Here is a 14481-nt window from a genome sequence, read left to right as displayed (position 1 = left end):
GGCAGGGGATCCGCCAACTTCGTCCTGCGCCACTACATGTTCGATGTGGTCGTCGCCAGCAACCTGTTCGGCGACATCCTTTCCGATCTGGGCCCGGCGTGCGCCGGCACCATCGGGATGGCGCCGAGCGCGAAGATCAACCCCGCCCGACCGCGTCGTGAATCCGCTGGGTCTTGGCCGCATCCCACTGCGGCGGGTCCAGGATGTCCACCCAGAGTTCGGCGGCATCGGGTCCGAACGCGTGACCGTAGCCGTAGGGCACGTCCGCGGAGAAGATCATGTCCAACGTCACCTGCCAGAAGGTCACGAACGGCAGCCACCGCATCCGCGGATCGACGTCGGGGCCGAGCGGTTCACGCAGCCAATCCGGGCGGCGCAACAGCAGATCGAAGGACCACCAGGTGATCGGATCGCTGGCGTGCTGCCAGAACACCACCCGCGGAAACCCCCATGCCCCAGGCAGATCGACATCGTCGGGGCGCGACGCGAACCGGATGTGCCGTCCCTCGTCGACGATCGGCAGTCTCTCGAATGACCCGGGATCCCGGTCGGCGGTGATGCGCCCCCACGGCTGGGCGAAATTCGGTGTCCCGACCAACAGTGCGCCGTCGGTGCGGCTGACGATGTCGGCCCCGGAGGCGAACGCGGACTGCCCGCCAAACGAACCCAGGCTCTCCCCGAAGACGACCAGCATCGGGGCGCGCCCCTCCGGGCGGTCCGCCCAAACCCGGTACACCGCTTCGAACAACGCCCGCCCCGCCGACTGCGGGGTCTCCCGATCGGCGATGAAGGACAGCGCGCTCGGCAGGAACGAATACTGCATCGACGCGATCGCGGTGTCACCGCCGTTGACGTACTCGAAGGCGGCGGCCACGTTGGGATTGACCCAGCCGCGTCCGGTCGTGGTGACCACAGCCAGCACCTTGCGGTCGAAGGCATGCGTCCGTTCGAGTTCTCCGACGACCCGCTCGGCGATTCCCTCGAGGCTGTCCGCGGATTCCCGCCCCGCGTAGACCCGGATCGGCGTGAGCGCGGGGTTTCCGGTCACCGCGGAGATCTGTTCCGCCGTCGGCCCACCCGCGACGAACGTACGGCCCTCACGGCCGAGCGTGTCCCATGCTTCTTGCGACGACGGCGACCCGGAGCGTTCCGGCATCTGCGGCTGTCTCACACCTTCGGCCGTGCTCCGGTCGGCGGCCTCGGCGGAGCGTTCCGCCACGCTGAGCAGCCCTCGGTGCAGTGCGCCGTCGAGTGTCACGACGACGAGCACCACGACGACAGCGACGGCGCCCAGCCGGGCGACCGGAACGGGAACCACGTTCTCGGCCTTCCCCGTCAGCCAGTTGGTCGCGCGCCGCACACCCCGCCCGATTGCCAACAGCACCAAGGCGATAGCCACCGCGACCAGAAACACCAGGACGTAGAACGAGCGCTGCTCGCGCGGCAAGCCGACGAGGTCGCGGACGATCTGCTGCCACCACGACCCCAGCACCAGGAAGGTGGGCACCACTGCCAGGGCCGTCCCCGCCAGCGCGCGCCAGCCGATCGTCCTGGTGCGCGACGACCATTGCGGGTTGACCCCGCACCGGCACACCACCCACGCGATGCCGCACCCCACCCCATATCCGATCGCGGCCGAAATGCCGGTCGCGACCCCCTGCAGGTACCAGGCCCGGGGCAGCAGCGACGGACTCATCGACCACACGAAGAACAGCAGCGCGAATGCCAACCCGACCGGGTGCAGCGTGCGCGCAACGCTGGTGATTCCGCGGGCGATTCTCGTTGGAACGGCCAACCCCCGCACGGAGTGCGCCACGACACCCACCCTTCTTTTCAGTCGGCACCGAGACTGTAGTGGAACGCGTGCTCATTACCCCGCTATCGTCAGCCGAAGTCCCCGAAGTCCCCGAAGTCGTAAGGGAGAGCCCATGTCCGACCAGGCTGCGGACCAAGATCCGCCCGGAAGCCTGTCCCGCCGACGGGTGCTGTATCTGGGCGGCGCCCTGGCGGCGGGGGCGGCCGTCGCCGGTCCTGGGGTTGCGCGCGCGGACGACGGCGCCGCGCCGATCACAGACGATGCGTCGCTGGAACGGGCGTTGCCCGCATTGTCGAACTGGATGAGATGGGGCCCCGACGACCAGCTCGGCACCCTGAACTACATCACGGCGGACAAGAGACGCGAGGCCGCCGGCGAGATCCGTTCGGGCCGTGTCGTGCCGCTGGGTCGCGAATTCGCAGTCGATACACCGGAACTGCGTGACTTCAGCTACGCGATGCGCAGCTACGACGACCCGCTGCCCGAGGAATCGGGTTGCTACGACATCGTCGGAATGACCTGCCACGGTTTCGCCGTCACACATGTCGACGCGCTTTGCCATGTATTCACACCCGAGGGTACGCACGGAATGTACAACGGCTACCCGACAAGCAATGTCACAGAGACGGGGACGCGCAAACTGGGCATCGAACACGTCGCCGCGACAGGGATTGTCGGTCGCGGGGTCCTCCTGGACGTCGCCGAAGTCCACGGAGGCGCACTGCCCCTCGGCACGGCGATCACACCGGAGGATCTCGACGCCGCAGAGCGGGCGCACGGTCTCACCGTTGGTGAGGGTGACATCGTCTTCGTACGCAACGGCGCGGGATCGGCCAATACCTTCCGGCATGCCAGTGGGCTTCACGCCGCATGTCTGCCCTGGCTGCACGATCGTCGGGTGGCGGTGTTGAGCAGCGACTCCGACAGCGACGCCCACCCCCCGATCGCCGGTTTCAGCACGTGGACCGAACCGGTTCACATGGTGGGCATTCCCTACATGGGTCTCACCCTGCTCGATCAGGCAGAGCTCGACGGACTCGCCCAGGCCTGCGCCCAGGAAGGCCGGTGGTCCTTCTTCGTCAGCGCGGCACCCTGGCGGTTCCGCGGGGCGACAGGATCTGTGGTGAATCCGCTCGCAATCTTTTGACGTGTCGCGGGCGAGGCCGCCTGCTGGAGATTGCCCAGGTAGCGACGATCTCCAAAGCCGCCATCCGGACGCCAAGAATCGTTTGAGAATCCGCCAAGGGCGGGTCTTGATGCTGTCTGTGATGCCAGGAATCACCTGGTCGGAGAGCATGACGCGAGTATGAGGAAAGTGATGACCGAATCCACCTGGCGGCAGGACTTCTACACGAACTTCTACAGGATGCGTGAAGCCCTCTTCGCCGAGGACGCCCGGTACTCCGCACGCGCGCGTGCTATCTACCTCGACATCGTCCGCGACGACGCGATCGTGCGGCTGACCGTCAAGCTGAGACTGCGCGTGACCGAAGGCGGCCGGGACTGGGAGCTGGAGGCGGCGGATCCCACCCGGACTGCCGAGTTCCTCCACGCCTACGAGACCCGCGAGCTCGATGACGACGAACGCTACTACCTGTTGGAGTTGATCATCGCGTCGTTCGACCTTCACATGCGCTCGCACCGGGATGACCGCATGACGGCGAGGGTCCGGCGTCATGTGGTCGCAGCATTCGACGAGCACCGCCATTCGGTGAGGTACTGGGCCCGCCTGGATGAGCCTGAACGCGGTTGGGCGATCACACCCTTGATGCGCGAGATTTGGACGTCCTACCAACCGGTCGCCGCGGGATAGGACCGCACCGGTCCTCCTCAGATCGCCGCGGTCGCCGGCCGCACCGGGCCGCACTCCCACATCGTTGACGGTTCACGAGGTGTGCAGGTAGCGCTGCACCTCGAAGTCGGTGACGTAGGACGAGTATGCGAGCCATTCACTTTCGGCGATGCGGGCAAAGTCCTCCACGTAGACCGGCCCGAGCAATTTGGCGAGTTCGGCGTCGTCACGGGCCGCCGCGATCGCCGCGGGCAGATCCGACGGCAGCGGCTCACGGCGAGGTATGCGTTGCCGCTCACCGGGCCCGGTGGCCGCCCGTCACTCGGCGAGCTTGCCGCGCAACCAGTCGTGGAACAACCCGATGTGATGCTCACTGGGCACCAGGACACCGCCGTCGCGGTACATGCGTGAGTTCATCGCGGGCTGGCAGCGTTCGCAGGCCGCGAAGTCCTGCTGGTTGACGCGGTGGAACAGTTCGACCGATCGGCTGACGTCCCGATCGGATTCGACCACATGCGGCATATAGAGCCAGTCGCATTCCACGACGGTGTGATCGGCGGCCAGCGGGAACATCCGGTGCACGATCACGTGGTCGGGCACCAGATTGACGAACACCTGGGGCCGGACGGTGATCGCGTAGTAGCGGCGGTCCTGGTCCTCGGTCACTCCCGGGATGTGGTCGAGACCTTCTGATCCGTCGATGGTGAAACCCTTTACCTCCTCACCGAATTCCGCACCGTGGCCGACGTAGAACTGCGCGGCGTAGCCGTCGGCGAACTCGGGCAGCACCTCGGTGAGTTCGGGATGGATGGTGGCGCAGTGGTAGCACTCCATGAAGTTCTCGATGATGAGCTTCCAGTTGGCCTTGACGTCGTAGACGATCCGCCGTCCCACCTTCAGATCGGCCACCGTGTAATGGTCGATCGATTCGACATCACCGAGGCGGTCGACGATCTCCTGCATGACGGTGTTCTCGAAGGACGGGGGTTGATCGGCAAGGCACACCCACACGTAGCCGAGCCACTCCCTGACCGCGATCTTGCGCAGGCCGTACTCGACGCGGTCGATGTCGGGCATCTTGGTGAGGTTGGGCGCCGCGATGAGCTTGCCCTCGAGGTCGTACGTCCACGCGTGGTACGGGCACTGGAACGCGCGCTTGACCTCGCCGCTGTCCTCGGTGCACAGCTGGGCGCCACGATGGCGGCAGAGGTTGAAGAACGCGTTGATGTCACCCTTGCGAGACCGGGTGAGCAGCACGCTCTCCCGGCCCACCTGCGCGGTCTTGTAGGCGCCGGGCTTGTCCAGATCCGCGGCCCGCACCACGCAGAACCACATGGTCTCGAAGATCTTCTCCTGCTCCAGCGCGAACACCGCAGGATCGGTGTAATAGTGGCCCGCCAGGGTGGGGATGAGGCTCTCGGGCAGGCTGGGGGCTTGGGTCGTCACGGGACTCCTCTGAGGCGCGCGGGGTGGAATTGGGACGAAAGTTGTTGTCAGACAGCAATACACGCGCTGGCGAGTTGGCGGCGCCAGCGGGTGAACAGGCGGGGCTGATCGACACCGAGGACCGCGACGAGGTGGCCGTCGCGCCTGTAGGTGGCCAGGAAGCAGCGGGCGTCGCAGCTGCCTTCCTCGATGGTGACCTCGTCGTCGGGATCCGCGGTGCCCGCGAACTGGATGCGTGAGCCGTACTGATCGGACCAGAAGTACGGGGCTTTGACCGTAGCGTTCCTTTCGGCTCCCCCGGCCAGCAACGTAGCCACGGCGATCGCCGGCCGTTCCAACGCACCGGTCCAGTGCTCCACTCGATGCGTGCGGCCGGTGACGGTGTCGTACCAGGCCGCGCAGTCACCGACGGCGACGACGTTGGTGATGGCGGTCTGCCCCGTCGAGCCGCAGAGCACACCGTTACCCAATCGGACGCCGCTGCCCTGCAGCCACTCGATGTTGGGGACGCCGCCGATCCCGACGACCACGACATCGGCGGGAATGTGCCTGCCGTCGACGAGGTCGACGCCGGTGACCCGGTCGGGGCCGCAGCCGGTGCGAAGGGCGCGATGGCTGCCGGTCAACCCGGCGACGCCCACCCCGCAGATCAACTCGGTGCCGTTGGCGGCGTGCGCGGCGGCGACTACGGCGCCCAGCCGCGACCCGAGTTGGACGGCGAGCGGCGTCGGCGCCGCCTCGACCACGGTGACGTCAAGGCCGAGCTTGCGGGCCGTCGACGCGACCTCCGCGCCGATGAAACCGGCCCCGATGATGACCAGCCGGGCACCTGGACGCAGCTCGGCCCGCAGCGCGACGGCGTCGTCGACGGTGCGCAGCACATGTACGCCGGCCATGTCGTGGCAACCGGGCAGGCGTCGTGCCCGTGACCCCGTCGCGATCACCACCCCATCGGCCTCCAGCCTGGTTCCGTTATCCAGTTCTATTGCACCAGAATGGTTATCGAGCTTCGTAGCCGCCGCGCCGAGCATCCAGTCCGCGTGCAGATCGTCGTCATCGGCTTCGAGCGCCAGGTCGGCCTCCGTCATGTCACCCGACAGGAATTCCTTCGACAACGGCGGGCGGTCGTAGGGCCGCCGCGTATCGTCGCCCACCACGGTTATGCGTCCGTCGAACCCCTGAGCCCGCAGCGCCCGGGCCGCCGAAAGGCCCGCCAGCGAGGCCCCGATGACCGCGACGGCTTTCACGCCCGTTCTCCACCGCCCAGGCGGGCGCGGATGTCCGGCGGCAGGTTCGGCGTCTCGGTGCTCAGGTCGACGTAAATGACACCGTCGGTGATGACCACGGCGTGCGTGCGTACCGGCAACTTGGCCGGTGGGGCGTCGACGGCGCCGGTGCGCAGGTTGAACCGCGATGCATGTAGCGGGCACTCGATCTCACAGCCCTCCAGCCAGCCGTCGGCCAGCGACGCGTCCTGGTGCGAGCAGGTGTCGTCGATGGCGAACACCTCGCCGTCGTCGGTGTGGAAGACCGCGATCGGCGGGTCGACATCGACGCGCCGCGCCTCACCGGGCGGCAACTGGGAGAGCGGACAGATTTCGAGCATGGCGGGGGCCTCTCATGTCGCAGGAGATTGTCGCGTATTGAGAAACTTGATTCATATTATGCGACAAGTGTGAGCGGGGCCCTGCGGCTTGTCAAGAAGGAGCGAGATCTTTTTCGCGGGGTCCGCGCCGCCGGCCGGGCACACGCCGACTGCAGCGGGCGGGTAGCCGACTGAGGTGTGCGGACAGTGCAAAATCGTTGATTGTCATCATATTTCCGGCGAAACGAAGCTGCCCACACTGTCGCCACGACCGACCGCAAACGACGTGGCCGTGTGGGCGGCGATGCGCCCACACGACCACGCTCATGAACGGGTTGCGACCACGATCAGGTGCGGACGTCCGGCCTGTCGCCGTTGTCGTGGACGAGGACATCGGCCTTCCCCTCGTCTCCGCGGCGCCTGTCAGGAGCCACCCGCCGCAAGTGGGCCACCATCGGATCGCGCGAAACGTCCAGATAAAGCGACACGCACATGCCAATCATCACAAAGACGAACGGCGCCGCCACGATGATGGTCATGGTCTGCAGACCGTTGAGGGCGTCGTTGCCGCCGGCCCAGAGCATCAGCACGGCCACCGCTCCGGTGCTCAAACCCCAGAAGGCGACCGCCCAGCGGGTGGGGAACATTGACCCCCGTTGCGACAGGGTGCCCATCACCATCGACGCCGCGTCGGCACCGGAGACGAAGAAGATCGCGACGAGCAGCATCACCAGCACCGACGACAACCCGGCCAACGGCAGACGGTCGAGCATCCCGAACAGCGTTGACTCCGGCTCGCCGGTGCCGTACAGGTCGATGCCGTCGCGCTGTTGCCCGATCCCGGCACCACCGAAGACGACGAACCACACCAGGCTCACGGTGGTCGGGACAAAGATCACCCCCACGACGAACTGGCGGATCGACCGGCCCCGGCTGATGCGCGCAAGAAACATCCCCACGAAGGGCGTCCACGAGATCCACCACGCCCAGTAGAAGATCGTCCACGACGACAGCCACTCCTCGGTCTCTGGCCCGGCGGCCGCCGATCGTGCCGACATGGCAGCGATGTTGGCGGCGTAGTCACCCAACGCGGTCGGCAGCAGATTAAGGATCAACACCGTCGGGCCGGCGATGAACACAAAGATCGCCAATACCAGCGCCAGCACCATGTTGATGTTGGACAGCCACTGGATCCCACGAGAGACTCCCGACACCGCGGAGGCGACGAACGCGAGGGTGAGGATGGCGACCACGGCGACGAGCAAGAGCGTGCCCGCCTTACCGACCCAGCCGAGAACCTCGATACCCGAACCGATCTGCAGTGCACCCAGACCCAGCGAGGCGGCGGTGCCGAACATGGTTGCGAAGATCGCGAGGATGTCGATCACTTTCCCGATCGGGCCCTCGACCCTCCGGAATCCGAGAAGGGGGATGAACGATGAGCTGATGAGCTGTCTGCGGCCCATCCGGTAACTGCCGTAGGCGATCGACAGGCCCACGACCGCGTACATCGACCAGGGGTGGAAACCCCAATGGAACATTGCGGTGGCAAGGGCCGTGCCCGCCTTTGAATCGGCAAGTCCGGGAGGTGCATTGACGAAGTGGGTGAGCGGTTCGGTGACGCCCCAGAAGATGAGACCAATGCCCATACCGGCGCTGAACATCATCGCGATCCAGCTGACGGTGTGAAACTCCGGCTTCTCGTCGTCGGCCCCCAGCGGGATTCGGCCGTAGCGACTTAGCGCGAGCCACACCGCGAATAGCACGAAGCACGTCGCCGAGATGATGAACAGCCAGCCGAGGTTGGCCACCACCCAATTCAGAATCGAGGACATCGTCGATCCGAAGTGGGTGGGCGCGCCGAGGCCCCAGCCCAGGATGATCAGCACGATCGCGGCGGTGACGCCGAACACGATCTTGTCGGTCACTGCACGCCGAGCGCACAGGGGAACATCAAGATCGTCGTCGTGTTGGCCTTCCGGTACTGGTATGCCGGGGCCGGGAAAAGCGTCGTGCAGCTTCTCCTTGATCTCGGCTTCAAGCGAATGGTGTTTATGCTCTGTCACTTCACACTCCTGAGGTGCGGAACACCTGGGTTTGGATCGAACGGAACCACGGCCGTGCGTCGATGGCGTGATCTATCGGGGTTCTGGCATCGCAGCTCTGCGTGCGGCTGATGGACATCATCGATGTGATGTGCGCCGTGTCCGATCACCCATATGGCATACATCACACCGGCCGAGTGGCATACGCATGCGGCGCGTCATCTGTGTGTCGTTTAGCCGTATTGCGCATACCGACGCGATGCGTCGCTGAAGACGGTGAACTCCAAGCCACGGTCGCGCCGCCCGCGTATCACTACACGGGAGTACACGTGGTGCTCGCCACCGACCGCCGATTATCGGGCGCCGGTCGCTACAGCTGATATATTAGGACGAAACTCACTGATACGCGACTGTTCGACGAAAATCCTTGTCATTGCTTGGACGATCCGCTAAGCGCAATGGTTGCCACAGCACTGTGACGCGCAGCACACTGCGATGACAACCAGTTGCTACGAACAGCTCGATGCGAATTCGAACTGATCGGGCCGCAGGCGGCGTCAGGCTTGATAACCCATCCGCCGGCCAACGACATCGGCGGCCGACACCACCGCCGGTGCGATCTCGCCCGCCCGCGCCTCGGTGAGGCGAAACGCAGGGCCCGAGACACTCAGGGCGGCTGCCACCGCACCCATATGGTCTCGAATCGGCGCGGCGACCGCGTTGAGTCCGTGCTCCAACTCCTCGGTCGAGACGACGTAGCCGTCGCGCTCGACCGGGCCGAGCTGGCGCTCCAGTTCGTCGATCGAGGTGATGGTGTGCTCGGTGTACCGCGTCAGTCCGGCACTCTTGAGGAGGTCGCGCCGAGTCTGAGACGACATGTAGGCCAGCAGGACTTTGCCGCTCGAGGTCGCGTGCAGCGGGGTGAGCTCACCCACCCAGTTGTGAGTACCTACAGCCGAGGGTCCGCGGGCCTGAACGACATTGACCGCATAGGACGACCGCAGCACCGCGATGTTGACCGTCTCGCCCACCTCTGCGGCGAGCCGCTCGCAGACCTCACGGCCCTGCTGGGTGATGTCCAGACGGCCCGACACCGCATTCGCCAATCGCAAGATCCCGAAGCCGAGCCGGTACTTGCCTCGCCCTTGAGCCTGCTCGACCAGCTCCCGCTCCTCGAGCGCGGCGAGCAGGCGGAACGCCGTCGACTTGTGCACCCCGATGTCGGCCGCGAGTTCGGCCGCACCCGCCTCCCCCCGGCGAGCCAGGATGTCCAGAAAGCAGAGGGCACGATCGACCGACTGAATGCCAGCGCCCGCCTCTGAAGTCCCGTTGCTCATGACGCGACAATACCCAGAAGCGGTCCGAAGTTGCCGAGGAAGCAATCCGTCGCACAATGTGCGTCCGGGGGTTGACCGACCGGTGGCCGTCACCGTACTTTGGTATATCAGTTGCCGATCAATCTGCCGCACGCAGCTGTTCCGCTTACCCAGCTAGGAGAACCACGATCATGGGATCACCGCGCGTTGTGATCATCGGGGCCGGCATCGTCGGCACCAATCTGGCCGACGAACTCACCGCCCGCGGCTGGGATCGCGTGACGGTCCTGGACCAGGGTCCATTGCCGCTCACCGGCGGGTCGACCTCACACGCGCCGGGCCTGGTGTTCCAGACCAGCCCGTCGAAGACGATGACCGCGTTCGCGCGCTATACCGTCGAGAAGCTCCTTTCACTCGACCTGGACGGGCAGTGGTGCTTCAACCAGGTCGGCGGCCTCGAGGTGGCCACCACCGAAGAGCGCCTCTCCGACCTGCATCGCAAGCAGGGCTGGGCGACCTCCTGGGGCATCGCGGGCAGGGTGATCGATCCGCAGGAATGCGCGAAATTGCATCCGCTGCTTGACCCCACCCGCATTTTGGGCGGCCTGCATGTGGAGACCGACGGCCTGGCCAAGGCCGCGCGGGCCGTCGTCGCGCTCACCCGCCGCGCCCAGAGCCGCGGCGCGGTCTTTCGCGGCTCGACCAAGGTGGTCGGAATCGAGCACAGCGCCGGCAAGGTGACCGGAGTCGCCACCACGACGGGTGTGGTGCCCGCCGACATCGTGGTGTCCTGCGGCGGATTCTGGGGTCCTGACCTCGGCGAATTGGTCGGTATGGACGTCCCGCTGCTGCCGTTGGCCCACCAGTACGCCAAGACCCACGAGATCCCCGAACTCGCCGGACGCAACACCGAACTGTCGGAGGCCGGTTTTCCGATCCTGCGCCATCAGGATCAGGACCTGTACTTCCGCGAGCACGTCGACCGCCTCGGCATCGGATCGTATGCCCACCGACCGATGCCGGTGGACCTGCGCGAACTGCCCGGCGGCCAGATCACCGCCGACGCGATGCCCTCGATGCTCACATTCACCGAGGAGGATTTCGCCCCGGCCTGGGAGCAGTGCAAGAAGCTGCTGCCCTGCCTGGAGACGGCCACCATCGACGTCGGATTCAACGGCATCTTCTCGTTCACCCCCGACGGCGGTCCACTGATCGGGGAATCGCCTGCGGTGGCCGGCTTCTGGATCGCCGAGGCGGTGTGGGTGACGCATTCCGCCGGGGTGGCAAGATCGGTGGCTCAACTGCTCATCGACGGTAGGTCCGAGGTCGAACTGCACGGCTGCGATGTCCACCGGTTCGAGGACGTCCAGCTCGACCGCGATTACGTCAGCGAGACGTCGCAGCGCAACTTCGTCGAGGTCTATGACATCGTGCATCCGTTGCAGCCCAAGGAGTCTCCGCGAAACCTGCGAGTCAGCCCATTCCACGTCCGCCAGCGCGAGCTGGGTGCGGTGTTCCTCGAGGCGGCCGGATGGGAACGTCCGCACTGGTTCGAGGCCAACGCCGCGCTGCTGGATCAGCTGCCGCGCGACTGGCAGCCACCTGCCCGCGACGCGTGGTCGGCGAAGTTCCACTCCCCGATCGCCGCCGCCGAGGCCTGGCGCACCCGGACCGCGGTCGCGCTCTACGACATGACCCCGCTCAAGCGACTCGAGATCTCCGGACCGGGCGCCCTGGCGCTGCTCGAGCGCACGACCACGGCAAAGATGGACAAGTCGGTCGGCGCCGTAACCTACACGCTGGCGTTGGACGCCGCGGGGGGTATCCGCAGCGACCTCACGGTGGCCCGATTGGCGCAGGACGTTTTCCAGGTCGGCGCCAACGGCAATCTGGATCTGGACTACTTCCGTCAGCAGGCTCGAGCCGACGCCGACGTGACCGTTCGAGACATCACCGGTGGCACCTGCTGCATCGGTGTGTGGGGTCCACGTGCCCGCGACGTCGTCGCCGGGCTCAGCCGCGACGACTTCTCCAACGAGGCGTTCAAGTACTTCCGCGCCAAGCCGGTCCGGATCGGCGGTGTGCCCGTGACCGCGATGCGCCTGTCCTACGTCGGCGAATTGGGGTGGGAGCTCTATACCACCGCCGACAACGGCCTGCGACTGTGGGACGCGCTGTGGGCCGAAGGGCAGCGCCACGGCATGATCGCCGCCGGTCGCGCGGCATTCAATAGCCTGCGCCTGGAGAAGGGCTACCGGTCGTGGGGCGCCGACATGACCACGGAACACAACCCGTATGAGGCCGGCCTCGGCTTTGCAATATCCAGCGGCCCAAAGGACTTCATCGGGCGCGACGCGCTCACCGGTATCTCCGCCGACACCGTGTCACGGCGGTTGACCTGTCTGACGATCGACGACCGGCGCTCGGTCGTGCTCGGCTCCGAACCGGTCTTCCTCGGCGACGAACCCGTCGGCTACGTCACCAGCGCCGCCTTCGGGCACACCATCGGTGCGCCGATCGCCTACGCGTGGCTGCCAGCGACCGCGGGTCCGGGTACGCCCGTGGAGATCCAGTACTTCGACCGCCGGATCCCGGCCACCGTGGCCGCCGAACCGCTCGTCGACCCCGAGATGAAGAAGATCCGGTCATGACCGCCGGCCTCCTGCCCTCGCCCACGCTCCCCCCGACCGGTCATCGAGGAGACACCGTGACCCCGCACTTCACGCTCACCTTGAGCTGCCCGCAACGACCCGGGATCGTCCACGCCGTCAGCACCTTCCTGTTCTCCCGCAACTGCGACATCGCCGAACATCAGCAATTCGACGACTGCGAGGCGTTCTTCCAGCGGACCAAATTCACGTGCACCGACAACTCGGTCGACGCGGTCCAGCTGACCGAGCAGTTCGCTTCGGTGGCAGCGGAATTCGGGATGACGTTCCGGTTCGACGACACCGAGCTCCCTCGCCTGATCGTGATGGTCTCGAAGATGGGCCACTGCCTCAACGACCTGATCTTCCGCTGGCGCGCAGGAACCCTCGGCGGCGAACTCGTGGCGGTGGTGTCCAACCACGAGGTTCTGCGGCCGATGGCCGAGGCGGCGGGTTTGCCATTCGTGTACATCCCGGTGAGCCCGAGCACCAAAGCGCGGGCCGAGGCCGAGCTGCTTACGCTGGTCGACGAACTCGACGCGGATCTGGTGGTTCTGGCGCGCTACATGCAGGTCCTGTCCGACGATGCCTGCCGGGCGCTGCACGGCCGCGCGATCAACATCCACCACTCGTTCCTGCCCGGCTTCAAGGGCGCCAGGCCGTATCACCAGGCTTTCGACCGCGGCGTGAAGATGGTCGGCGCGACCGCACATTACGTCACCCCCGACCTCGACGAGGGGCCGATCATCGAACAAGAGGTCATCCGCATCGACCACTCGTTCGATCCCGCCCGGCTGGCGACGGTCGGCCAGGACGCAGAGGCGCTGGCCCTGTCCCGGGCGGTTCGCTGGCATTGCGAGAACCGGGTGCTGCTGCACGGTCACCGCACGGTCGTGTTCAGCTGATTCGCACGAATTCGCTTCTCGTGCAATGTCACACGATCGCGCGGACAGACTCCTCGAAACCGATGACATGGTCGAGTGCGATCCGCGCCGCCGACTCGGCGTCGCCCGCCGCGATGGTCCGCAGCAGTTCGGTGTGCTCGCCGACGTGACGCGCAACGGTCGGCAACCGGTCCAGGAACAGGCAGAAGATCCGGGTGGCCAGGTTGTCGTACCGGACCAGGACGTCTTCGAGATGGGGGTTGCCCGCTGCGCGGTAGACCGCGCGGTGCACCCGCAGATCCCACCGCATCAGCTCGTGACGATCGATGTTGTCCACATCGAGTGCGGCGGTTTGATCCGCCAGCTCGAGAAGCTCGGCCCGCACGCCCGCCCCCGCCGCCGCTGCTGCCGTACGTGCGGCGACGGGTTCGAGGTTGACGCGAATCTGCGAGATATGCCGCAGATCTGCGACGTCGACGCCGGTGGCGAACGTTCCCCTGCGCGGATAGGAAACCACCAGACGATCGGCTTCCAGCCGCTTGAGCGCCTCCCGCACCGGGGTGCGACCCACCTGGAGTTCGGTGGCCAGCACGCTCTCGACGATGGCCTCGTTGGGCCGGATGTCGAGCATGATCAGCTTGTCGCGGATCGCCAGATATGCCCGATCCGCCAGCGACATGACCTCCTGGTCACTGCCGCTGGGCGTCTCCACACCGAGAACCGCCACGGCCCGAATCCTTCCCGACGTGGCCGGCCCCAAGCAGGAACAGATTCAGGAAGCCTGACCGCACATAGTTTGACACATGATATATCAATTGGCGGCTTCAACCGGCTGGTCCTCCATGCGCGCCCGCGCAACCCGCGGCGCTGTGCCGAGAGTGACGCCACGGCGGGAAGACTCGAAAAATCCCGCCGTGCCGTTACCGTCGGCGCCCGGGCGGCGAGAGCC

Annotated in this window: 12 protein-coding genes and 1 pseudogene; 5 read left to right on the top strand and 8 right to left on the bottom strand. The window is 66.2% G+C overall.

Annotated features, from left to right (window positions below; translation table 11 throughout):
- Positions 1-9: 9 nt before the first annotated feature.
- Positions 10-150 (top strand): annotated as a pseudogene (locus ADBZ6K_RS00150) (isocitrate/isopropylmalate family dehydrogenase); the annotation flags it as partial.
- Here the strand turns inward: ADBZ6K_RS00150 and ADBZ6K_RS00145 are convergent.
- On the bottom strand, positions 137-1804 hold the full coding sequence (locus ADBZ6K_RS00145; RefSeq protein ID WP_526344317.1) for an alpha/beta hydrolase: 1668 nt from the start codon (positions 1802-1804) through the stop codon (positions 137-139). The pseudogene ADBZ6K_RS00150 and the gene ADBZ6K_RS00145 sit on opposite strands and share 14 nt — an antisense overlap.
- A 124-nt stretch (positions 1805-1928) precedes the next feature.
- On the opposite strand from ADBZ6K_RS00145, the gene ADBZ6K_RS00140 reads away from it, so the two are divergent.
- Positions 1929-2963 carry a cyclase family protein gene (locus ADBZ6K_RS00140; RefSeq protein ID WP_526343814.1) on the top strand — a complete coding sequence of 345 codons (1035 nt, stop codon included), beginning with the start codon at positions 1929-1931 and terminating at the stop codon, positions 2961-2963.
- 171 nt (positions 2964-3134) lie between these two features.
- Complete coding sequence (locus ADBZ6K_RS00135) at positions 3135-3629, top strand: hypothetical protein (protein WP_526343813.1); 495 nt, start codon at positions 3135-3137, stop codon at positions 3627-3629.
- Positions 3630-3701: 72 nt separating this feature from the next.
- Here the strand turns inward: ADBZ6K_RS00135 and ADBZ6K_RS00130 are convergent, their stop codons facing one another.
- The 6 genes from ADBZ6K_RS00130 to ADBZ6K_RS00105 all read right to left on the bottom strand — a co-directional run bounded on the left by ADBZ6K_RS00130 (position 3702) and on the right by ADBZ6K_RS00105 (position 10021).
- Positions 3702-3875 (bottom strand): hypothetical protein, encoded by a 174-nt coding sequence (locus ADBZ6K_RS00130; protein ID WP_526344316.1) that lies wholly within the window; start codon positions 3873-3875, stop codon positions 3702-3704.
- Positions 3876-3926: 51 nt separating this feature from the next.
- A complete protein-coding gene (locus ADBZ6K_RS00125) occupies positions 3927-5054 on the bottom strand; it encodes an aromatic ring-hydroxylating oxygenase subunit alpha (protein WP_526343812.1) in 1128 nt (375 codons plus the stop codon).
- A 47-nt stretch (positions 5055-5101) separates the two neighbouring features.
- Entirely contained in the window at positions 5102-6301 is a 1200-nt protein-coding gene (locus tag ADBZ6K_RS00120; protein ID WP_526343811.1) for an NAD(P)/FAD-dependent oxidoreductase, read from the bottom strand.
- A complete protein-coding gene (locus ADBZ6K_RS00115) occupies positions 6298-6660 on the bottom strand; it encodes a bifunctional 3-phenylpropionate/cinnamic acid dioxygenase ferredoxin subunit (RefSeq protein ID WP_526343810.1) in 363 nt (120 codons plus the stop codon). Before ADBZ6K_RS00115 ends, ADBZ6K_RS00120 begins: the two co-directional genes overlap by 4 nt.
- Positions 6661-6986: 326 nt before the next feature.
- Positions 6987-8585: a BCCT family transporter gene (locus tag ADBZ6K_RS00110; RefSeq protein ID WP_526344315.1), complete on the bottom strand. Its 1599-nt coding sequence runs from the start codon at positions 8583-8585 to the stop codon at positions 6987-6989.
- Between the two features lie 656 nt (positions 8586-9241).
- The gene (locus tag ADBZ6K_RS00105; RefSeq protein WP_526343809.1) at positions 9242-10021 is read right to left on the bottom strand and encodes an IclR family transcriptional regulator; all 780 of its coding nucleotides are present in this window, start codon (positions 10019-10021) and stop codon (positions 9242-9244) included.
- A 170-nt stretch (positions 10022-10191) separates the two neighbouring features.
- Here ADBZ6K_RS00105 and ADBZ6K_RS00100 point away from each other — a divergent pair, with 170 nt between their 5' ends.
- Both ADBZ6K_RS00100 and purU read left to right on the top strand, forming a co-directional pair.
- The gene (locus tag ADBZ6K_RS00100; RefSeq protein ID WP_526343808.1) at positions 10192-12651 is read left to right on the top strand and encodes an FAD-dependent oxidoreductase; all 2460 of its coding nucleotides are present in this window, start codon (positions 10192-10194) and stop codon (positions 12649-12651) included.
- Positions 12652-12707: 56 nt separating this feature from the next.
- The gene (gene purU / locus ADBZ6K_RS00095) at positions 12708-13553 is read left to right on the top strand and encodes a formyltetrahydrofolate deformylase (protein WP_526343807.1); all 846 of its coding nucleotides are present in this window, start codon (positions 12708-12710) and stop codon (positions 13551-13553) included.
- Positions 13554-13581: 28 nt separating this feature from the next.
- Here purU and ADBZ6K_RS00090 read toward each other — a convergent pair whose 3' ends face one another.
- A complete protein-coding gene (locus tag ADBZ6K_RS00090; protein ID WP_526344314.1) occupies positions 13582-14211 on the bottom strand; it encodes a GntR family transcriptional regulator in 630 nt (209 codons plus the stop codon).
- Positions 14212-14481: the final 270 nt, after the last annotated feature.

The sequence above is a fragment of the Mycobacterium sp. genome (assembly GCF_044223235.1).
In the GTDB taxonomy this organism is placed as follows: Bacteria; Actinomycetota; Actinomycetes; order Mycobacteriales; family Mycobacteriaceae; genus Mycobacterium.
The sequence above is the reverse complement of the archived record's forward strand: the minus strand, read 5'-3'. Positions and strand labels throughout refer to the sequence as shown.

Bases quoted from the DNA above. Each gene is read 5' to 3' on its own strand.
- ADBZ6K_RS00140 (WP_526343814.1), top strand. From the start codon at position 1,929: ATGTCCGACCAGGCTGCGGACCAAGATCCGCCCGGAAGCCTGTCCCGC.
- ADBZ6K_RS00135 (WP_526343813.1), top strand. From the start codon at position 3,135: ATGACCGAATCCACCTGGCGGCAGGACTTCTACACGAACTTCTACAGG.
- ADBZ6K_RS00115 (WP_526343810.1), bottom strand. From the start codon at position 6,660: ATGCTCGAAATCTGTCCGCTCTCCCAGTTGCCGCCCGGTGAGGCGCGG.
- ADBZ6K_RS00105 (WP_526343809.1), bottom strand. From the start codon at position 10,021: ATGAGCAACGGGACTTCAGAGGCGGGCGCTGGCATTCAGTCGGTCGAT.
- ADBZ6K_RS00100 (WP_526343808.1), top strand. From the start codon at position 10,192: ATGGGATCACCGCGCGTTGTGATCATCGGGGCCGGCATCGTCGGCACC.
- ADBZ6K_RS00090 (WP_526344314.1), bottom strand. From the start codon at position 14,211: ATGTCGCTGGCGGATCGGGCATATCTGGCGATCCGCGACAAGCTGATC.